The sequence below is a fragment of the Ornithinimicrobium sp. genome, from assembly GCF_051004135.1.
Classification (GTDB): Bacteria; Actinomycetota; Actinomycetes; order Actinomycetales; family Dermatophilaceae; genus Ornithinicoccus.
This window is the reverse complement of sequence record NZ_JBPCKQ010000200.1, coordinates 1-19,106: the sequence shown is the minus strand read 5'-3', so window position 1 is coordinate 19,106 and position 19,106 is coordinate 1. Positions and strand designations below refer to the sequence as shown.

Annotated in this window: 20 protein-coding genes and 1 tRNA gene; 15 read left to right on the top strand and 6 right to left on the bottom strand. The window is 70.9% G+C overall.

Translation table 11 applies throughout. The features are described from left to right. Positions 1–77: 77 nt before the first annotated feature. The gene (locus ACR2FV_RS14035) at positions 78–893 is read right to left on the bottom strand and encodes a hypothetical protein (RefSeq protein WP_434016316.1); all 816 of its coding nucleotides are present in this window, start codon (positions 891–893) and stop codon (positions 78–80) included. Positions 894–1,019: 126 nt separating this feature from the next. On the opposite strand from ACR2FV_RS14035, the gene ACR2FV_RS14030 reads away from it, so the two are divergent. The 7 genes from ACR2FV_RS14030 (at position 1,020) to ACR2FV_RS14000 (ending at position 8,887) form a co-directional block, all read left to right on the top strand. Further along, a complete protein-coding gene (locus tag ACR2FV_RS14030) occupies positions 1,020–2,543 on the top strand; it encodes an ABC transporter substrate-binding protein (RefSeq protein ID WP_434016315.1) in 1,524 nt (507 codons plus the stop codon). 54 nt (positions 2,544–2,597) lie between these two features. Then, complete coding sequence (locus ACR2FV_RS14025) at positions 2,598–3,548, top strand: ABC transporter permease (protein WP_434016314.1); 951 nt, start codon at positions 2,598–2,600, stop codon at positions 3,546–3,548. Then, complete coding sequence (locus ACR2FV_RS14020; protein WP_434016313.1) at positions 3,545–4,408, top strand: ABC transporter permease; 864 nt, start codon at positions 3,545–3,547, stop codon at positions 4,406–4,408. Before ACR2FV_RS14025 ends, ACR2FV_RS14020 begins: the two co-directional genes overlap by 4 nt. Beyond that, positions 4,405–5,481 carry an ABC transporter ATP-binding protein gene (locus ACR2FV_RS14015; protein ID WP_434016312.1) on the top strand — a complete coding sequence of 359 codons (1,077 nt, stop codon included), beginning with the start codon at positions 4,405–4,407 and terminating at the stop codon, positions 5,479–5,481. Before ACR2FV_RS14020 ends, ACR2FV_RS14015 begins: the two co-directional genes overlap by 4 nt. Next, positions 5,474–6,334: an ATP-binding cassette domain-containing protein gene (locus ACR2FV_RS14010; protein ID WP_434016311.1), complete on the top strand. Its 861-nt coding sequence runs from the start codon at positions 5,474–5,476 to the stop codon at positions 6,332–6,334. The genes ACR2FV_RS14015 and ACR2FV_RS14010 overlap by 8 nt, the downstream gene beginning before the upstream one ends. 163 nt (positions 6,335–6,497) lie before the next feature. Further along, positions 6,498–7,688 (top strand): M20 family metallopeptidase, encoded by a 1,191-nt coding sequence (locus ACR2FV_RS14005; protein WP_434016310.1) that lies wholly within the window; start codon positions 6,498–6,500, stop codon positions 7,686–7,688. A gap of 122 nt (positions 7,689–7,810) precedes the next feature. Beyond that, on the top strand, positions 7,811–8,887 hold the full coding sequence (locus ACR2FV_RS14000; RefSeq protein WP_434016309.1) for a P1 family peptidase: 1,077 nt from the start codon (positions 7,811–7,813) through the stop codon (positions 8,885–8,887). A gap of 16 nt (positions 8,888–8,903) precedes the next feature. Here the strand turns inward: ACR2FV_RS14000 and ACR2FV_RS13995 are convergent, their stop codons facing one another. The 3 genes from ACR2FV_RS13995 to ACR2FV_RS13985 are packed head-to-tail and all read right to left on the bottom strand — an operon-like array spanning position 8,904 to position 10,793. Beyond that, the gene (locus ACR2FV_RS13995) at positions 8,904–9,536 is read right to left on the bottom strand and encodes an NAD(P)-dependent oxidoreductase (RefSeq protein WP_434016308.1); all 633 of its coding nucleotides are present in this window, start codon (positions 9,534–9,536) and stop codon (positions 8,904–8,906) included. Continuing rightward, a complete protein-coding gene (locus tag ACR2FV_RS13990) occupies positions 9,533–10,003 on the bottom strand; it encodes a MarR family winged helix-turn-helix transcriptional regulator (RefSeq protein ID WP_434016307.1) in 471 nt (156 codons plus the stop codon). The genes ACR2FV_RS13995 and ACR2FV_RS13990 overlap by 4 nt, the downstream gene beginning before the upstream one ends. Next, on the bottom strand, positions 9,990–10,793 hold the full coding sequence (locus tag ACR2FV_RS13985) for an NAD(P)H-binding protein (protein ID WP_434016306.1): 804 nt from the start codon (positions 10,791–10,793) through the stop codon (positions 9,990–9,992). The genes ACR2FV_RS13990 and ACR2FV_RS13985 overlap by 14 nt, the downstream gene beginning before the upstream one ends. Positions 10,794–10,876: 83 nt before the next feature. On the opposite strand from ACR2FV_RS13985, the gene ACR2FV_RS13980 reads away from it, so the two are divergent. Further along, the gene (locus ACR2FV_RS13980; protein ID WP_434016305.1) at positions 10,877–11,662 is read left to right on the top strand and encodes an SDR family NAD(P)-dependent oxidoreductase; all 786 of its coding nucleotides are present in this window, start codon (positions 10,877–10,879) and stop codon (positions 11,660–11,662) included. 253 nt (positions 11,663–11,915) lie between these two features. Next, on the top strand, positions 11,916–13,247 hold the full coding sequence (locus ACR2FV_RS13975) for an aminotransferase class III-fold pyridoxal phosphate-dependent enzyme (RefSeq protein WP_434016304.1): 1,332 nt from the start codon (positions 11,916–11,918) through the stop codon (positions 13,245–13,247). A gap of 67 nt (positions 13,248–13,314) precedes the next feature. Here ACR2FV_RS13975 and ACR2FV_RS13970 read toward each other — a convergent pair. Further along, positions 13,315–13,385, bottom strand: a tRNA-Gly gene (locus ACR2FV_RS13970). A 65-nt stretch (positions 13,386–13,450) separates the two neighbouring features. Here ACR2FV_RS13970 and dcd point away from each other — a divergent pair. From dcd to ACR2FV_RS13940, 6 genes are all read left to right on the top strand, one after another. Next, complete coding sequence (dcd, locus tag ACR2FV_RS13965; protein ID WP_434016303.1) at positions 13,451–14,026, top strand: dCTP deaminase; 576 nt, start codon at positions 13,451–13,453, stop codon at positions 14,024–14,026. Positions 14,027–14,473: 447 nt separating this feature from the next. After that, positions 14,474–15,427: a GlxA family transcriptional regulator gene (locus ACR2FV_RS13960; RefSeq protein WP_434016302.1), complete on the top strand. Its 954-nt coding sequence runs from the start codon at positions 14,474–14,476 to the stop codon at positions 15,425–15,427. A 45-nt stretch (positions 15,428–15,472) separates the two neighbouring features. Beyond that, positions 15,473–16,579 (top strand): ABC transporter ATP-binding protein, encoded by a 1,107-nt coding sequence (locus ACR2FV_RS13955; RefSeq protein WP_434016301.1) that lies wholly within the window; start codon positions 15,473–15,475, stop codon positions 16,577–16,579. After that, on the top strand, positions 16,576–17,220 hold the full coding sequence (locus ACR2FV_RS13950) for an ABC transporter permease (protein ID WP_434016300.1): 645 nt from the start codon (positions 16,576–16,578) through the stop codon (positions 17,218–17,220). The genes ACR2FV_RS13955 and ACR2FV_RS13950 overlap by 4 nt, the downstream gene beginning before the upstream one ends. After that, complete coding sequence (locus ACR2FV_RS13945) at positions 17,217–17,900, top strand: ABC transporter permease (RefSeq protein WP_434016299.1); 684 nt, start codon at positions 17,217–17,219, stop codon at positions 17,898–17,900. The genes ACR2FV_RS13950 and ACR2FV_RS13945 overlap by 4 nt, the downstream gene beginning before the upstream one ends. Before the next feature lie 93 nt (positions 17,901–17,993). Beyond that, positions 17,994–18,917, top strand: coding sequence for an ABC transporter substrate-binding protein (locus ACR2FV_RS13940; RefSeq protein WP_434016298.1), 924 nt, complete (start codon positions 17,994–17,996; stop codon positions 18,915–18,917). Between the two features lies 1 nt (position 18,918). On the opposite strand, the gene ACR2FV_RS13935 is transcribed toward ACR2FV_RS13940, so the two are convergent. Continuing rightward, positions 18,919–19,106: hypothetical protein (locus ACR2FV_RS13935; protein WP_434016297.1), on the bottom strand; the 188-nt coding region annotated here is incomplete at its 5' end.

Sequence of the window (19,106 nt, the reverse complement as noted above, 5' to 3'; positions counted from 1 at the left end):
GTGCCAGGGGTGAAGAAGAGACGGTGGGGGGGGTTGTTCGGGACACCCCTCCCCCCCCGTCGCGCGACCGGGCCTTCTCAGGCGGGGGTGAAGACGAAGTCGGTGAGCCGCGCCGAGTGCGAGGGGGTCGTGGCCGGGTCGCTGTCGTGCAGCGCGGTCACCCAGATGTTGAAGTGCACCCGCTCGTCGGCGGGCACCGGCACGTCGGTGGGGCGCACCGAGGACGACGCGATCGCAGTGTCCGCGGCGGAGGTGCCGCCCCACGTCGTCCAGGTGATCGCGCCCGGCTCCCAGACCATCTCAAACACGAAGTGCCGCAGGTCGCCGGGCAGCTCGACGTCGTGCGAGACGACATTGCGCGGACCGTCGACCCAGTAGCCACCGATCAGCCGGGGGACCCGGCCCACCACGCCCCAGGCGGAGATCTCCCCGCTGTCGAGCTCGTTGTGGCCCTGCGGATAGACCTGCTCGGGGTCGTAGGTGAACATCCCACCCCACACCAGCGACGGGCCGACGGAGTCGAAGGTCGTCTCGACGGCGCACCGGTAGGTCCCGTAGCCCCAACCGGTCCGGGTGGAGACGAGCTCGGCGCCGACCGGGTCCGCGCCGGGGTTGCTCATCCGCAGAGTAATGGTGTCGTCGGCCTCGAGCGTGACGTTGTCCGGTGACCACCGGCGGTTGTACTGCGGACCGCCGGGCCAGGTCCGCCGGAGCCAGTGGTAGCCCCGCCAGGAGAGGTCGCCCTCCGGGCCGGGGTCGCCGGGCTTGGGGTCCGGCGGGACCGGATCGGGCTTGCGCGGACCCTTCGTGTGCCCGTCCCGGTGGTGCGTGCAGGCGACGAGCGGGGCCAGGCCCGCGGCGGTGACGACGGTGCGCCGATCGACGATCTTCATGACGAGCTCCCCTGCAACGTGCATCTCCCCTGATGAGCTCTTCAGTGTCGGCGTGCGACCTGCACAGCGCAACCCATGTCCGCGCAGGGGTTCTGCGCGCCCGAGCCCCGGGCATACTCTGTGCGCATGGTGACGACGAGGACCCAGGCCATCGCCGCGAGCGCGGCCGCAGCACTGCTGCTGACCGCCTGCAACGCGGGCTCCGGCAGCGACGAGAGCGCCGACAACAGCTCCGGCGCGGCCGAGGGGGAGTCGGTGACCATCGGGCTGGCCGCCGAGCCGGCCAGCCTGGACTTCACCACCACCGACGGAGCGGCGATCCCGCAAGCGATGCTCGACAACGTCTACGAGACGCTGGTCACGGTCGACCAGGACGGCGAGATCGCGCCGTCCCTGGCCAGCGAGTGGAATGTCAGCGACGACGGGCTGACCTATGTCTTCACCCTTGTCGACAACGCGACGTTCGGTAACGGTGACCCGTTCACCGCCGACGATGCGGTCTTCTCGGTCGAGCGGGTCCAGTCCGACGCCTGGACGGTCTCCCTGAAGGCCCAGATGGACGTCGTGGAGTCGGCCGAGGCCACCGGGGAGCACGAGCTGACCGTAACTCTGAAGGAGCCCAGCAACTCCTGGCTCTACGCGATGACCACCCGGGTCGGGGCCATGTTCGACGAGCAAGGGGTTGGCAACCTGGCCGAAGACCCGGTCGGCACCGGCCCCTACGTGGTCCGCACCTGGCAGCGCGGCACCTCGCTGACGTTGGCCGCCAACCCGGACTACTGGGGGGAGCAGCCGTTCTTCGAGGAGGTGACCCTGCAGTACTTCACCGACGCCAACGCGCTCAACAACGCGATGCTCACCGACTCGATCGACGTGGTCGGCACGGTGCAGGCCCCGGAGTCGCTGGCCGAGTTCGAGGGCGGAGACTACCAGATCATCGAGGGCACGACCAACGGCGAGGTGGTGCTGTCGATGAACAACGGGGCGTCGCCGTTCGACGACCTGGAGGTCCGGCAGGCCGTCCGCTACGCGATCGACAACCAGCGGCTGATGGACACCTGCTGGGCCGGCCGGGGCACCCTGATCGGCTCGATGGTGCCGCCCACCGACCCGTGGTTCGAGGACCGCACCGGCGACTACCCGTTCGACCTCGCCAAGGCCAAGCAGCTGCTCGCTGACGCGGGCGCCGACGGGGTGACGGTGCGGCTGCGGATCCCCACGCTGCCGTATGCCGTTGCCTGCGGCACCGTGGTCGAGTCGATGCTGGAGGACGCCGGCTTCGCCGTGACGATCGAGGAGCTGGAGTTCCCGGCGACCTGGCTGGAGGAGGTCTTCACGGCCAAGGACTACGAGATGTCCATCGTGGCGCACGTGGAGCCGCGCGACCTGGGCAACGTCTTCGGCAACCCCGACTACTACACCAACTACGGCACCTCGGAGCTGGTCGAGCTGCTCGACCAGGCCGACTCCGGCACCCCGCAGGAGCAGACCACCGCGATGAAGGAGGCGGCGACGCTCATCTCGCAGGACGCCGCCGCCGAGTTCCTGTTCCTGCTGCCCAACCTGCTCGTCGCCGCCCCGGACATCACCGGGATCCCGAAGAACGCGATCGGCGAGTCCTTCCGGCTGGCCGACCTCGCCCGCGGCTGAGCCCGGCGGCTCACCGCATACCAGACAACAGGAATCGTCGGACGAGGAGGATCTGTGCTGCTCCGTCTGGCGCACCGCTTCGCGATCCTGCTGGCCAGTCTCGCGGTCAGCTCGCTGGTGGTCTTTGCCTTCATGCAGGTGCTCCCGGGCAACCCGGCGCGGGTCGCGTTGGGCGTCAACGCCTCGGAGGAGGCGATCGCGCGGATGACCGCCGACTACGGTCTGGACCGACCGCTGCCGGTGCAGTACCTGGACTGGGTCGGCGGGATGCTGAGACTGGACCCGGGCATCGAATACGTCTCCAAGGCCGCCATCGGACCGCAGATCGCCGACCGGCTGCAGGTCACCCTGTGGTTGGTGGCCGTGGCGATGGTGCTCGCTGTCGCGGTCGCCGTGCCGGTCGGCACCTGGATGGCGGTCCGGCACCGGCACGTCGACGGGGTGGCCCTGTCAGCAGTCTCCCAGGTGGGGGTGGCGGTCCCCGCGTTCCTGGCCGGCATCGCGCTCATCTCGATCTTCGCCGTCCGGCTCGGCTGGGTGCCCTCCGGCGGCTGGGTGCCGCCGGCGCAGGACCCGGCCGAGTTCCTGCGCCGGCTCGCGCTGCCGACGCTCTCCCTGGCCCTGATCCAGGGCTCGGTACTGGCCCGATACGTCCGCTCGGCGGTGCTCGACGTGCTGCGGGAGGACTACCTGCGCACCGCCCGGGCCAAGGGGCTGCGGCCGGTGCCGGCGCTGCTGCGGCATGGGTTGCGCAACGCCGCGATCCCCGTGGTCACCGTGCTCGGGCTGCAGCTGGCGACGCTGCTGATCGGGGCCGTGGTGGTCGAGCAGGTCTTCGTCATCCCCGGGCTCGGCTCGCTGCTGCTGGACTCCGTGGCCGAGCGCGAGCTGCTGACCGTGCAGACCGTGGTCATGGTGCTGGTCGTGGCGGTGCTGGTGGTCAACTTCGTGGTCGACGCGCTCTATGTGGTCATCGACCCGCGGTTACGGACGGTGAGCCGATGACCGGCAACCCGGTGCCGAGCCAGGAGGTCACGACCCAGGGCAGGCGACGTCCGCTCAACGCCCCGCTGCTGATCGGCGGCGCCCTTGTCGTGCTCGTCGTGCTGATGGCCCTCGTGTCCTACGTCTGGACCCCGCAGACGCCGATGCGGGTGCTGGACACCCAGCCCTACCAGACGCCCAACGGCGAGTTCTGGCTCGGGACCGACCGGTTCCGCCGTGACGTGCTCTCCCAGATCCTGGTCGGTGCCCGCACCACCTTGTATGTCGGGATCGTCGCCGTCGGTGTGGCCGCACTGCTCGGGGTGCCGCTGGGGGTGTTCGCGGCGATGTCCACCGGCTGGCTGGGGCAGCTGGTGATGCGGGGCAACGACATCCTGCTCGCCTTCCCGGCCCTGCTGTTGGCGATCATGTTCGCCGCGCTCTACGGCGGGTCGACGCTGGTGGCGATGATCGCCATCGGCATCGCGACCATCCCCTCGTTCGCCCGGATCACCCGCTCCGGCGCCCTGGGGGTGATGCGCACCGACTACGTGACCGCCGCCCGCGCCGCCGGGCAGGGCCCCCTGGCCATCGCGTGGCGACACGTGCTGCCCAACGTGGCCGGCCTGGTGATCGTGCAGGCCTCCGTGGCGTTCGCCATCGCGATCCTGGCCGAGGCTGCCCTGGCCTACCTGGGCTTGGGCACCCCCACCGGTCAGGCGTCCTGGGGGCGGATGCTCTTCGAGTCGCAGTCGACGCTGCGATCGGCACCGCACCTGGCGCTGATCCCCGGGGCGGCGATCGCCCTGGCGGTGCTCGGCTTCAACCTGTTCGGCGACGGGTTGCGCGACTACCTCGACCCGCGGCTGGAGCGACGGTGAGCACAGCGAGCGAGGAGGGTATGCCGATCCGGGACCGGGCGGCACCGACGGGCGACGTCGTGCTGAGCGTCGAGGGCCTGGGGGTGCGGACCCGGCATACCCCGCTGCTGTCCGACGTCGACCTCACCGTGAGCCGGGGTGAGCGGGTGGGGCTGATCGGGGAGTCCGGCTCCGGCAAGTCGCTGACCGCGCTCGCGATCATGGGTCTGCTCGGGGAGGACCTGGACGCCTCGGGTCAGGTGCACCTGGCCGGGCGCGAGGGCAACCTGCTCGACCTGCCCGAGCGGCGGCTGGCGGTGCTGCGGGGCAGCGAGATGGCGATGGTCTTCCAGGAGCCGATGACCGCGCTCAACCCGACGATGCGGGTCGGCGCCCAGGTGGCCGAGGTGATGGGGGTGCACGGCACGGCCTCGAAGCGCGAAGCCCGGCGACGGGCGGTCGAGCTGTTGGACCAGGTGCAGCTGCCCGACCCCGCCCACGTGGCCCGGGCCTACCCGCACCAGCTCTCCGGCGGGCAGCGCCAGCGCGTGGTTGCCGCGATCGCCCTGGCCAACGACCCGGTGCTGCTGGTCTGCGACGAGCCGACCACGGCCCTCGACGTCACGGTGCAGGCGCTGGTGCTGGACCTGATCGTCAGCGGTGTGCAGGATCGCGACGCTGCGCTGCTGTTCATCACCCACGACCTGGCCGTAGTGGCCACGGTGTGCGAGCGGGTGCTGGTGATGTATGGCGGACGCATCGTGGAGGCCGGGCCGGTCGGCGAGGTGTTCAGCGACCCGCGGCACCACTACACGGCGGGGCTGCTCGCCGCCTCTGACCTGGTGGCCGCCGACGGCGACCGCCGCGGCCGGCTGCCGACCATCCCCGGGACGGTGCCCCCGGCGGGCCAGTTCCCGGACGGCTGCGTGTTCCGCACCCGCTGCCCGGCGGCCGACGACGTCTGCGCCGGGCTCCCCGCGTGGACGGTGCGCGACTCGCACTCGGCCGGCGCCAGCACACCCGTCGCCGATCCCGCGACCGGCGCCACGGCATACGGCTATGCCTGTCACCACCCGGTGGGCGTCGATGACTGAGACCCCCGCCCTCGCGATGCACGAGGTATGCCGTGACTTCCGGCGGCCCCGCACCTCGCTGCGCACCGCGCCGCCGGTCGTGCACGCGGTGCGCGACGTCACCGTCGACATCGCGCCGGGTGAGCGGTTCGGGATCGTCGGCGAGTCCGGCTCGGGCAAGTCCACCCTGCTGCGTCTGCTGTGCGGGCTGGACCAGCCGAGCAGCGGCAGCATCGAAATCACCGGGCGGCCGATCCACGACCAGCCGGCCCGGCGGCTGGGCTGGCTGCGAGAGACCCTGCAGCTGGTGTTCCAGGATCCGATGAGCTCGCTGGACCCCAGGATGCGGGTGCGCGACATCGTCGCCGAACCCCTGGTCGCGCAGGGGCAGGGGAGCGCCCGAGAGCGGCGGGACCGGGTGGTCGAGCTGCTGGACGCGGTGGGTATGCCGGGGGAGGCGGCCGATCGCTACCCGCACCAGTTCTCCGGCGGTCAGCGGCAGCGGATCTCGGTGGCCCGGGCGCTGGCGCCGGCGCCGGCGATCCTGGTGGCGGACGAGCCGGTCAGCGCTCTGGACGTGTCGGTGCGGGCCCAGGTGCTGAACTTGATCGACGACGTGGTCGAGCAGTTCGGGCTGACCCTGGTCTTCGTGAGCCACGACCTGTCCGTGGTGCGACATGTCTGCGACCGGGTCGCGGTGATGCGGCAGGGCGAGTTCGTCGAGGTGGCGCCGACCGAGCAGCTCTTCGCCGACCCGCAGCATCCCTACACGCAGTCGCTGCTGGCCGCGGTGCCCGACCTGCATGCCGCTCTGGCCGGCCGGGCAGCCGCCGATCTGGCCCGTGGTGCCCGTGAGGCGACCCCACCCCAGTGACCGACGTGCCCACCACCGATGTGCGCGCGACTGTGGCCTTCGCGAGGTGCGGTGGAGCGCATATCGGCAGGTGGCGCCGGATCCCGGCCGTTGTGCGCGCGAGCGTGGTCTGCGCAGCGTGCGTTGGCGCGCACATCGGTCGGGGGGCTGGGAGCATCGGGTCATGATGGACGTCGACACCGCAGGAGCCGTGGCGTTCGCGGCCGAGCTGGTGCGGATCCGCTCGGTGCACGAACCTGCCGCAGGGACCGCCGAGGCACCGGTCGCGAAGCTCGTCGAGCTGCGGATGCGTGACTTCGGTTGGGACCCGGTGGTCGAGGAGGTTGCGCCGGGCCGGCCCAACGTGATCGCGGTGCTCGACGGGGGTGGCGGGCCCGGAACGACGTTGATGCTGGAAGGGCACACAGACGTGGTGACCGAGGGCGACCGCTCCTCGTGGTCCTTCGACCCCTACGCCGCGGACGTCGTGGACGGCCGGCTGCGCGGTCGTGGCAGCGCCGACATGAAGTCCGGGCTGGCGGCGATGCTGTATGCCGCCAAGGCCGTCGTTGACGCCGGAGCGTTCCCGGGTCGGCTGGTGGTCGCCGCGCTGGTCGACGAGGAGGGGCTGATGCTGGGCGCCAAAGCCTTCGCCGCGTCGGCGCTGGCGGCCGAGATCGACGGCGTGATCTGCGGAGAGCCCGAAGCCGGTGAGATCTGCGCGGTGTCCAAGGGCGCGATCCGGCTCAAGGCCGCGTTCACCGGGGCGATGGCGCACGGGGCCATGCCCCAGCACGCGCGCAACCCGCTGCCCGTCGCCTCGGCATACCTCCAGGCCGCGCAGCGGGTGCAGGAGGATCTGCAGCGTGAACACGGGGAGCACGAGCACCTCGGGCAGGTCTACCTCACCCCGACTGTGCTGTCCGGCGGTGACGTCGACCAGATCAACGTCATCCCCGGCGAGGCACTGGTGTGCCTGGACGTGCGGACAGTGCCGGGGGTGGACCACGAGGCGCTCGTGCAGCGGCTCACCGACCTGGCCGAGACGTTCGGCGCCGACGCCGGCGTGACCGCCGAGGTCACCGTGGTGGACGACCGCCCACCGGTCGACACACCGACCAGCCACCCGATGATCACGGCGCTGGCGGACGCGCACCAGCAGGTCACCGGCGAGTCCGCGGTGTTCGGCGGCGTGCCCGGAGCCACCGACGGCACCATCCTGACCGCGCACGCGGCTATCCCCAGCGTCGTCTACGGCCCCGGCGGCAAGTGGATCGCGCACCAGGCCGACGAGACGGTCGAGGTCGCTGAGATCGAGACCTGCGCCCGGGTGTATGCCGTGGCGGCCCTGCGCTACCTGCACTCGGAGGCTTGAACAGCGGTGCTGCCTTGTGTGCGCGGGCCTGCGCTGCAGCGCAGCTGTGAGCACACAAGGCAACAGTGGAAGGCTGGGGCTGGGGGCCAGTTGCCGGGTGGGCGCTGTGCGACGCTGAGGCCATGCGGACCGGACCGACCAACTCGATCGTCGACGTGCCCGGACTGCGGGTGGGCCAGCACACCCGGATCGGCGACGGCTGGCTGACGGGGACGACCGTCGTGCTGCCGCCCGACGCCGGTGCAGTGGCCGGGGTCGACGTGCGCGGCGGCGGGCCGGGCACCCGGGAGACCGACCTGCTCGACCCGCGCAACCTGGTCGAGCGGGTGCACGCCGTCACACTCTCCGGGGGCAGCGCCTTCGGGCTCGCCGCGGCCGACGGGGTGATGCGGGAGCGGTATGCCGCAGGGGTCGGCTTCCCGATGGGGACGCCTGGCCAGGTCGTGCCGATCGTCCCGGCTGCGGTGATCTTCGACCTGGGTCGGGGCGGGGACTTCGCGGCAGTGCCGGACGCCTCGTTCGGGCAGCTGGCCTGCGCTGCCGCCTCGTCCGACGCTCCGGAGCTGGGCGTGGTCGGGGTGGGGACCGGCGGGCAGGCTGGTGGGCTCAAAGGCGGCGTCGGCTCGGCCAGCGTGCTCCTGCCCGGCGGCGCCACCGTCGCCGCACTGGTCGCGGTCAACGCCGTCGGCTCGTGCGTCGACCCGCACAGCGGCGAGCTCTACGGCGCCCGGCACCTGGCCCCGGCGGACCTGCAGGGTGTGGGGCTGCCTGGCGATGCGGCATACCGGCTCGCCGCGCCGACCGTCGAGGAGCTCCAGCGAGCCGAGGCCGAGATCGAGCCGTCGCCGTTGAGCCGGCGGGTCCCGTCGGTGCTGGCCACAACCATCGGGGTGATCGCGACCGACGCCACGCTGACCAAGGCGCAGTGCGGGCGAATCGCCGGGAGCGGTCACGACGGCATGGCGCGAGCGATCAACCCGATCCACACGATGTATGACGGCGACACCCTCTTCGCCCTGGCCACCGGTGAGCGCGGGGCGCCAGAGGCGGAGGATCTGCACCTGCTGCTGACCGCTGCCGCTGAGGTGGTCACCCGCTCCATCGTGCGGGGAATGCTGGCGGCCCGGACCGTGACGACGACCGCCGGCACGTGGCGGGGCTACCTCGACGCCTTCCCCTCGGCGGGCCGCTTCGACTGAGCGGCCGCACCGGATGTCAGCGGATGCCGCTGGCGAACGGCGCCTGCCGCACGTGCAGGTCACCCTCGGCGACATCGAGCAGGAAGCCTGCGAGGTCGGCCCGGGTGATCGAGGTGGACCGACCCGGTCGGTGGGCGTCGTGCTCGACGCGCCCGGTGGCGGGCTTGTCGGTGAGTCGTGGCGGACGGACCAGGGTCCACTCCACCGACGAGCCGGCGAACACGGCATACTCCCGTGGCTTGTCCTGGACGACCTCGCCGCCCAGGCGCTGGATGAGCCAGGAGACGACCCGGTCGCGTAAGCCCTTGCGGTCCCCGGGCACGTCGATGCCGGCGCCGCTGACCCCGACGAAGCGGCCGACCCCGTGCCGCTGCATCGCCTCGACGAGGGCTTGTGCGGTCCGGCTGTGCAGGTCGGTCTCCCTGGCCGTCGGTCCCAGCGCGGAGATCACGGCGTCGGCACCGGGCAGCACGCGATCCAGTGCGGACGCCTCGGTGCTGTCCCCCTCGACCACGAGCACGCCGTCCGGGGCGCCGGCGAGCTTGCCGGGTGTGCGAGCCAGGGCGGTCACCTCGTGACCGCGTCGCAGGGCTTGCGCCAGCACGTGGCTGCCGGTGCGGCCGGTCGAGCCGATCAGGGCGATCTTCACGGGGTCTCTCCTTGGTGGGGAAGGGTGTGGCGGACGGTGTGCGCGAACCCTGTGAGCAACCGCGCGAGGTCGTGTCGGTCCGTGGCCGGCCAGGAGGTCATCGCCTGCGCCAGGACCGAGAGCCGGAACTGGAGGGCTCGCTCGGCAAGCGCCGCGCCGCTCGGGGTGAGGTGCACGGTGACCTGGCGGGAGTCATCGGCGAGGCGAGCGCGCTGCACCACGCCGGCCCCCTCGGCGCGGGTCACGAACCGGCTCGCCGTCGAGTGGGTCACGTCGAGGGCGTCCGCGAGCCCGGCGACGCTCAGGTGCTCGCGCTCGCTGCGCACGAGGGCGTCCACGACCCAGACGGTGGACAGGTCGACGCGCCCGACGTCGGGGTCCTGGATCGCCGTGTCGTGCGACCACAGCCGGCGCAGCCCGACCAGGGCCGCGTCGATCCGGGCGAGGTCGCGGTCAGCGGGTGGCACGCCATACCTCGGTATGCCGGATGGACCAGGAGCGCAGGGACTCCGGCGCCTCTCCGGTCACCTTCTGCACGTCGGCGGTCAGGCCGTCGGCGAGGCCGAGCCGGGCGGTGGTGTAGATGATGCCGGTGAGCACGACCAGCGGCCAGGGCATCGCGAGGTCGACCCGGGCGTGCCGGACGTGTTGCAGCATCCCGGGGCGGGGGTAGGCGATGGGCCGGCCCAGGACGTCACGCAGGATCGCGGCGACCGCGTGGTAGGTCAGCGCGGCCGGACCGGCGACGAACGCGGTGCGCCCGCCGCCGGCGGGCACCGTGATGGCATCCCAGTCGCGGATGTCGTCACCGTGCGGGTAGATCAGGTTCTCCATGAAGAACGAGGGCCGCACGAAGGTCCAGGACAGGCCGCTGCGGCGCAGCCAGCGCTCCAGTGCGGCATGCGGCGCCATCGGCAGGTGCTCCACATCCTGCACCCAGAGCAGCACCATGTGCTCGACGCCCGCGTCCTGGGCCGCTTGCACCGCCGGGAGCATGTCGCGGCGGACGCGGGTCAGCTGGGGTGGCCGCAGCACGAACATCCGGGTGACGCCGGTGAAGGCTGCCTCCCAGGTGTCGGGGTCGGTGAAGTCGAAGGCCACGTATGCAGATCCCGTTGGTTCGACCTGGTGCGCCGGAGGCGGTGTGCGCATGGCCACCCGCACCGTCTCGCCCGCCTCGAACAGCTGCGCGGTGACGTGCCGGCCCACCGTGCCGGACGCGCCGGTGACCAGGACGGGGGCAGCAGCCGGTGACATAGATGTATCGTACATATAAACCTGCGGCCTCCGTCGCTCGGGGTGCAGACTGGCCCAGAGGTCACGACGACAGTGAGGGTGCAGTGGACTACGCGCAGATGTTCCGGTTGGACGGGCGGCACGCCGTCGTGCTCGGGTGCGGCGGCATCGGGCACGAGATCGTGGCCGGCCTCGCAGCCCAGGGTGCCCGGGTCTCCGGGCTGGACGTGGACCTGCCCACGGCACAGACGGCGGTCGCGGGTGCCCCGCCGATAGCCGACGGCGAGCACACGGCATACCAGGTGGACGTGCTGGAGAGCGGCGCCTTGGCGCAGGTGGTGGAGGAGCTCGGTGACGTCGATGTGCTGGTGCTCACGGCGGGCCGCAATGTGCGCAAGCGGCTGCTCGACTACACCCGCGAGGACTTCGACGCCGTCGTCGGTCTCAACCTGGGCGGGACGCTCAACGCGATGCAGGCCTTCGCGCCGGCGATGGCCGATCGCGGACGGGGCTCGATCGTGGCGCTGGGCTCGATCCGCTCGGTGACGGTCGAGCCGGGGCAGGGCGTGTATGCCGCGACCAAGGCCGGGATGCTGCAGCTCGTCCGGACGCTGGCCGCGGAGATCGGGCCCCAGGGGGTGCGGGTCAACGTCGTGGCCCCGGGAGTGGTGGAGACGCCGTTGACCGCGCAGATCAAGGACGATGCCGAGTGGGCGCACGCCTATGCGAGCAAGAGCGCCTTGGGCAGATGGGCTCAACCGGCCGAGGTCGTGGGGGCCGTGCTCTATCTGGCCTCCGACGCGGCAAGCTTCGTCACCGGCTCACAAGTAGTGGTCGACGGCGGCTGGACGGCGATCGACGGTCGATACACCCCGCCCACTCCGTCCTGAGCGTGCGGGAGTCTGCCAGGCGCGCGGACCGCTTGGCTCAGTCCTCGGGGTCGGTCCAGAGGACGATGCCGAGGACGGTCTCAGGTGCGCTGTTCCTGTGTCCCAATTGACTCTCCCATGCAGATTTTCCCCGTTGTCGCGCCGGGCCGACGGACCGTTGTCACGGTAGTTGAAGTGGCAACAACACGCAACCCTCCGTTCACCCACCGGCTGCTCGCCGGTCCCTTGCCCAAGGCAACGGCATACTCGGGGTATGTCGAACCACACGGGGCAGGACCGCGATGACCGGATTCGCCGGCTGACGCGCCGGCACGTCTTCACCTCCTGGGCCGCACAGGGCGGGATCGACCCGGTGCCGCTGGCCGGCGGCGAGGGTGCCTGGTTCTGGGACCACCTGGGCCACCGTTATCTCGACTTCTGCTCCCAGCTGGTCAACACCAACCTCGGCTACCAGCACCCGCGGCTGACCCAGGCGATCCACGAGGCGGCCGACGGTCTGGCGATGGTCGCCCCGGCATTCACCCACGAGGCCCGGGCGGAGGCGGCGGCCCGGATCGCGGGGCTGACGCCCGACGGGCTCGACAAGGTGTTCTTCACCACCGGCGGCACCGAGGCCAACGAGCACGCGCTCCGGATGGTCCGCGGTCACACCGGCCGGCACAAGGTGCTGTCGGCATACCGCAGCTATCACGGGGGCACGGCGGGCTCGATGGCGCTGACCGGGGAGCCGCGCCGGTGGGGCGCCGAGCCGGGTATGCCGGGCGTGGTCCACTTCTGGGGGCCGCACCTGTATCGCTCGGAGTTCCACGCGCAGACTCCTGAGCAGGAGCGCGAACGGGCGCTGGAGCACCTGCGGCACGCCGTGGCCGCAGAGGGGCCGACGCTGATCGCCGGCATCATCCTGGAGTCGGTGGTCGGAACCAACGGGGTGATCGTGCCGCCGGACGGGTACTTGGCGGGAGTGCGCGAGATCTGCGACGAGCACGGCATCCTGCTGATCGCCGACGAGGTGATGGCCGGCTTCGGGCGGTGCGGCGAATGGTTCGCCCACCAGCGCTGGGGGATCGAGCCCGACCTGATCGTGTTTGCCAAGGGGGTCAACAGCGGCTACGTGCCGCTGGGCGGGGTGATCCTGAGCAACGCGATCGCCGCCACCTGGGACGAGGTGCCCTACACCGGAGGTCTGACCTACTCCGGGCACCCGCTGGCCTGCGCCACAGCGGTCGCGGCCATCGACGTCATGGCGCAGGACGGTGTCGTCGAGCACGCCCGACGGGTCGGTGCCGAGGTGCTCGGTCCGGGTCTGCGGGAGCTGGGGACCCGGCATGCCGGGGTGGGCGACGTGCGGGGCATCGGCGTGATGTGGGCGGTCGAGATGGTGACCGACCTGCAGACCAAACAGCCCTGGCCGGCCGACCGGATGAAGGAGCTGCACGCCGCCTGCCGGGCGGAGGGGATCTGGCCGCTGGTCGTCGGCAACCGGGTGCACATGGTGCCGCCGTGCGTGATCACCGACGACGAGGCCCAGCAGGGGGTCGCGGCGCTCGACCGCGCCCTGGCCGCCGTGGAGGACCGCACGACCTGATCTCGAGGGTGGCTGGATCGGTCACGTGCGTGATCTGGCCGGTGGGGTGTACTGCATACGAGGTGAGAGCGGGCGACGAGAATCGAACTCGCGTATTCAGCTTGGGAAGCTGATGTTCTACCATTGAACTACGCCCGCGGGAGTGCCGTGGAAGTCTAACCGACCTCCCGCAGTGGCCCGCAAACGACGGCTACGCTGACCCGGTGCTGCTCTCCGACCGTGACATCCGAGCCCAGGTCGACCAGGGGCGGGTGCGACTGGACCCCTGGGATGCCGCCATGGTGCAGCCCTCCAGCGTCGACGTGCGCCTTGATCGCTACTTCCGGCTCTTCGACAACCACAAGTACCCCGTCATCGATCCGGCCCTCGACCAGCCCGACCTCACCCGCCTCGTGGAGGTCGAGACGGGCGACTCGTTCGTGCTGCACCCCGGCGAGTTCGTGCTCGGCTCGACCTACGAGCAGATCACGCTGCCCGACGACGTCGCCGCAAGGGTCGAGGGCAAGTCCTCGCTGGGTCGGCTGGGACTGCTCACCCACGCCACGGCCGGGTTCGTCGATCCCGGATTCACCGGGCACGTCACCCTGGAGCTCAGCAACGTGGCGACCCTGCCGATCGTGCTGCACCCCGGCATGAAGATCGGCCAGCTGTGCTTCTTCGGCCTCTCCTCGCCCAGCGAGCACCCCTACGGCTCACAGGCCAAGGGCTCGCACTACCAGGGGCAGCGCGGGCCCACGGCGAGCCGCTCGCACGCCAACTTCCACCGCACGCAGATCTGAGGCACGGCATACCCGCGGGTATGCCGTGCCTGCGGTGGGTGCCTCATCCGGTGGTGTGCTCCCGGGTCGGCTGGGGGCGGGAGTGGCCCCGGCGTCGCCGCGGTCCGCGTAGGGGTCACGCGGTCCCCAGGTGGCCACCACCCGGACCCCGGTCCGGATGAGGTCCCCCCAGTCCGCACGACTCAGCTGACGGACCGGCAGCCGCTCCGGCTGTGGGCACGCCATCGCGCCGATCGCGGCGAGGGCGAGGACGGACAGCCCGGCGAGGGCGAGGAAGCTGACGATGTCGTTCATGATCTGACCTCTCGGATTGTCGGTGGCCGGGCGGTCCGGCCTGGTGCTGTGAGGTGGCGCATCAACCTCGTGGCACTAATTTTGCGCTCACTAAGATGATGCCAAAAGTGGCAGATCTGACAGGCTGCGCTCAATTGCTGCCATAGTGGATGGATGCTGCGTTCGGTGACCGTCATCGCCCAGGAGCCTCTTGCCCCGTTCGAGTTCGGAGTGCTCTGCGAGGTATTCGGCGTCGACCGCACCGACGACGGGGTGCCGCCGTTCGACTTCGCCGTCTGCGCCGAGGATCCCTCGCGACCCGTCCCCTTGCTGGCAGGAGCCACCCTGCAGGTCGACCGGGGGCTGGAGGCGTGCGAGCGCGCCGACCTTGTCGCGTTGCCCTCCGGCCCAATGCACACGGCCCCGTCGCCGGCTGTGTTGGATCAGGTTCGCGCCGCCGTAGGGCGGGGGGCCTACGTGCTCTCGGTCTGCACCGGTGCCTTCACCCTGGCCGAGTCGGGCGTGCTGAGCGGGCGCCGCTGCTCCACCCACTGGAGGTATGCCGAGCAGCTCGCGACGACATACCCCGACGTCGAGGTGGACGCCGACGCCCTCTACACCATGGACGGGACGGTGATCACCAGCGCCGGCACCGCGGCGGGCATCGATGCCTGCCTGTCCCTGGTGCGCCTTGAGCACGGAGCCGAGATCGCCGCTCGGATCGCTCGGCGGATGGTGGTGGCGCCGCACCGCGACGGTGGCCAGCAGCAGTTCATCGAGCGGCCGTTCGTCCCCGCCTCGGAGCCGACCTCGCTGGAGGGGCTGATCCGCTGGCTGCTGGACCACCTCGACCAGGAGCACAGCGTGTCGGCCATGGCGGCCCGCGAGCACATGTCGGCGCGGACCTTCGCCCGGCGGTTCCGCGCCGAGACCGGCACCACGCCACACCAGTGGCTCACGCAGCAACGGGTCCTGGCCGCTCAGGAGCTGCTGGAGTCGACCTGCCTGCCGCTGGAGATCGTGGCCGCGCGGGTGGGGCTGACCAGCGCGACCCTGCTGCGGCACCACTTCTCGCAGATCGTGGGGATATCGCCGTCGACCTACCGCCGGCGGTTCGCGGGGGTCTGACGTCCGAATGGGCGGCCCCTGCAGCGCAGGCTAGGGTTGTTTCGCATGATCACCCTCGAGGGCGTGACCAAGCGTTATGGCGATGGGACGGTGGCTGTGGATGGTCTGTCGTTCGAGGCGCCGGAGGGCAAGATCACCGTCCTGGTAGGTCCATCGGGGTGTGGCAAGACGACCTCGTTGCGGATGATCAACCGGATGATCGAGCCCACCGAGGGCAAGATTCTGATCGATGGGCAGGACACCTCGTCGCTGGCCAAGGCCGAGCTGCGCCGCGGCATCGGCTACGTCATCCAGCACGCCGGGTTGTTCCCGCACCGCACCGTCCTGTCCAACGTCATGACGGTGCCCTCCCTGCTGAAGTGGGACAAGTCGCGGGCGAAGGACCGGGCGATGGAGGTGCTGGAGCTCGTCGGCCTCGGCGGTGACTTCGCCAAGCGCTACCCCGGGCAGCTGTCGGGCGGTCAGCAGCAGCGCGTGGGGGTGGCGCGAGCGCTGGCCGGCGACCCGAAGGTGATGCTGATGGACGAGCCGTTCAGCGCGATCGACCCCGTGGTGCGCGAGGGCCTGCAGGACGAGTTCCTCAGCCTGCAGGAGTCCCTGGGCACGACGATCGTCCTGGTCACCCACGACATCGACGAGGCCATCAAGCTGGGCGACCGCATCGCGGTGCTGCGAGTGGGCGGCTCGTTGGCCCAGTTCTCTTCACCCGACGACCTGCTGGCTCACCCCGCCGACGACTTCGTGGCCTCCTTCGTCGGTCGCGACCGCGGCTACCGGGCGCTGAGCTTCAAGCACGCCGACGTGCCGATCCACGAGGAGACGCCGACCGTCCTGGGCGAGACGATTGCCGACGGTGACCCGTGGCGTCTGGTGGTCGGGGACCACGCTCAGCCGCTGGGCTGGGTGGAGGTGGCCGACGTCACCGGCCCGGTGCAAGCCGCCGACCTGCAGCTCGGCGGCACCCTGGTCGACGTCGGGGGCTCGTTGCGAGGGTTCCTCGACGCCTCGCTCTCCTCGCCGAGCGGACGCGGCGTCGTGGTGCAGGACGGGCGACTCTACGGCTCGGTGCGCTCCGAGGAGGTGCTGCAGGTCATCAAGGCGGCACCGCGACCCTCCGGAGAGACCAGCTTCACGGCGGAGGACAGCGCGTGAGGATCTGGGGTGTCGGGCTGGGCGAGCTGACCAGCCTGACCTTGGACCACATCTACCTGGCCGGGCTCCCGCTGGTCATCGGGTTACTCCTGGCCATCCCGCTGGCCTGGCTCGCGCTGCGCACGCGGTTGCTCTACGCCCCCCTCATCGCCGGCACCAGCCTGCTCTACACGATCCCGTCGCTGGCGCTGTTCATCCTGCTTCCGGGCATCCTCGGGACGCAGATCCTCGACTCGATCAACGTGCTGGTGGCGATGACGCTCTACACCATCGCCCTGCTGACTCGCACGGTCGCCGACGGCCTCGGCTCGGTGCCCGACCATGTGCGGCAGTCGGCCACGGCCATGGGCTACTCACCTCTGCGCAGGCTGTTCGCCGTGGAGCTGCCCCTTGCGGTGCCGGTGATCTCGGCCGGACTGCGGGTCGCGGCCGTCAGCAACGTCTCCATCGTCTCGGTCGCTGCGCTGGTCGGGGTGTCCCAGCTCGGGACGCTGTTCACCGACGGCTTCAACCGCAACGCGATGGGCCCGATCGTGCTGGGCGTCGTGGCGTGCGCCCTCCTCGCCGTGCTGTTCGACCTGGTGATCCTCGTGGCCACCCGGGCGATGACACCCTGGCTCACCGCCGGGAGGGCCTCATGATCTCCTCGGTCGTCGCCTGGCTCACGGACCCCGCCAACTGGAGTGGACCCGGCGGCATCATCGCCCAGCTGCTCACGCACCTGCAGTACTCGCTGATCGCGCTGGCATTGGCTGCCCTCGTCGCTGTCCCGTTGGGCCTCTGGATCGGGCACACCGGCAAGGGCCGCATCGTCGTGGTGAACCTCGCCGGGGGCTTCCGCGCCATCCCCTCCCTGGGGGTGCTGTTCATCGCGGTCCTGCTGCTGCTGCCGCGGCTCTCGGGAGAGGCCGCTTTCGCCGTGCCCAGCATCATCGTGCTGGTGATCCTGGCCATCCCCCCGATCCTGTCGGGGGTCTACTCCGGGGTCGAGCAGGTCGACCCGGCCGCTCGGGACGCCGCCGCGGGGATGGGCATGACGGGCGTGCAGGTCCTGCGGCAGGTCGAGATCCCCTGCGCTCTGCCCTTGATCTTCTCCGGCCTGCGCGCGGCCATGCTGCAGATCATCGCCACGACCACGATCGCGGCGGTCGTGAGCCTGGGCGGGCTGGGACGCTTCCTCATCGACGGGCAGGCCGTCCAGGACTACGCCCAGATGGCCGGCGGTGCCCTGCTGGTCGCCGCGCTCGCCCTCACCGTCGACCTCGTGTTCGGCCTGATCCAACGGCTGGTCGTCTCACCCGGACTGGCCGGCTCCGCCTAGGCGTCGGGCATGCTGCGCCCCGCACGGGCGTTACGGCATACGACGTCGGGCATCCCCTGACCCGCCCCCCACCCTCACCCACGAAGGACACCGATGAATCGCACGACTGCCCTGACCGCTGCCCTGTTGACCGGACTCACGCTGAGCGCCTGCGGCGGGTCGGACCCGTTGGACGACTCCGGAGGGGGTGGTGAGGACGCCGGCTCCAGTGGCGACAGTGGCAGCGGCACCGTGACGGTGGGCTCCGCCAACTTCCCCGAGAACGTGCTGCTGGCCGAGATCTATGCAGCGGCTCTCGAGGACGCGGGAGTCACGGTGGATACACGCCTCAACATCGGCAACCGGGAGACCTACATCCAGGGTATCCAGGACGGCTCGATCGACCTGATTCCCGAATACACCGGCAACCTGACCTTGTTCTTCAACCCCGAGGCGGAGGCGACGGACCCCGAGGGTGTCTACTCCGAGCTCCAGGAGGCGCTGCCCGAGGGCTTGACGGTGCTCGAGCGCTCGGAGGCGGAGGACAAAGACTCGCTGGTGGTCACCCAGCAGATGGCCGAGGAGAAGGGCATCGAGTCGATAGCCGACCTCGAGCCCGTGGCCGGCGAGCTGGTCCTCGGGGGCCCGCCGGAGTTCGAGGAGCGGGAGTACGGCGTCCCTGGACTGAAGGAGGTCTACGGGTTGGAGTTCTCCGCCTTCCGCCCCCTGGCTGCTGGGTCCAACCTGACGGTGCAGTCCTTGATCAACGGACAGGTCGACGTCGCCAACATCTTCTCGACCGACCCGGCGATCGCCGAGAACGACTTCGTGGTGCTGGAGGACCCCGAGAGCCTCTTCGTGGCGCAGAACGTGGTGCCGCTGATCAGCGAGGACGCCCTCAACGACACGGTCGCCGAGGCGCTGAACGGGGTCTCCAGCGAGTTGGACACCGACCTGCTGACCGAGCTGCTCAGCCGTGTGGTCACGGACGGCGAGAACCCCGAGGACGTGGCCCGGGACTTCGTCGACAACCTCTGAATCAGGTATGACGGACGGCGGCGAGCAGCATCTGGGCGACGTCGACGACCTCCACGTCGTCGGAGGCGCCCTCCGCCTGCTTCTGGGTCAGGCCGTCGGAGAGCATCACCCGGCAGAACGGGCAGCCGATGGCGATCCGGTCGGCCCCGGTGGCCAGTGCCTCCTCGGTGCGGTTGAGGTTGATCCGGG

Bases quoted from the DNA above. Each gene is read 5' to 3' on its own strand.
- ACR2FV_RS14035 (WP_434016316.1), bottom strand. From the start codon at position 893: ATGAAGATCGTCGATCGGCGCACCGTCGTCACCGCCGCGGGCCTGGCC.
- ACR2FV_RS14030 (WP_434016315.1), top strand. From the start codon at position 1,020: ATGGTGACGACGAGGACCCAGGCCATCGCCGCGAGCGCGGCCGCAGCA.
- ACR2FV_RS14020 (WP_434016313.1), top strand. From the start codon at position 3,545: ATGACCGGCAACCCGGTGCCGAGCCAGGAGGTCACGACCCAGGGCAGG.
- ACR2FV_RS14010 (WP_434016311.1), top strand. From the start codon at position 5,474: ATGACTGAGACCCCCGCCCTCGCGATGCACGAGGTATGCCGTGACTTC.
- ACR2FV_RS14005 (WP_434016310.1), top strand. From the start codon at position 6,498: ATGATGGACGTCGACACCGCAGGAGCCGTGGCGTTCGCGGCCGAGCTG.
- ACR2FV_RS14000 (WP_434016309.1), top strand. From the start codon at position 7,811: ATGCGGACCGGACCGACCAACTCGATCGTCGACGTGCCCGGACTGCGG.
- ACR2FV_RS13985 (WP_434016306.1), bottom strand. From the start codon at position 10,793: ATGTCACCGGCTGCTGCCCCCGTCCTGGTCACCGGCGCGTCCGGCACG.
- ACR2FV_RS13975 (WP_434016304.1), top strand. From the start codon at position 11,916: ATGTCGAACCACACGGGGCAGGACCGCGATGACCGGATTCGCCGGCTG.
- ACR2FV_RS13960 (WP_434016302.1), top strand. From the start codon at position 14,474: ATGCTGCGTTCGGTGACCGTCATCGCCCAGGAGCCTCTTGCCCCGTTC.
- ACR2FV_RS13955 (WP_434016301.1), top strand. From the start codon at position 15,473: ATGATCACCCTCGAGGGCGTGACCAAGCGTTATGGCGATGGGACGGTG.
- ACR2FV_RS13945 (WP_434016299.1), top strand. From the start codon at position 17,217: ATGATCTCCTCGGTCGTCGCCTGGCTCACGGACCCCGCCAACTGGAGT.
- ACR2FV_RS13940 (WP_434016298.1), top strand. From the start codon at position 17,994: ATGAATCGCACGACTGCCCTGACCGCTGCCCTGTTGACCGGACTCACG.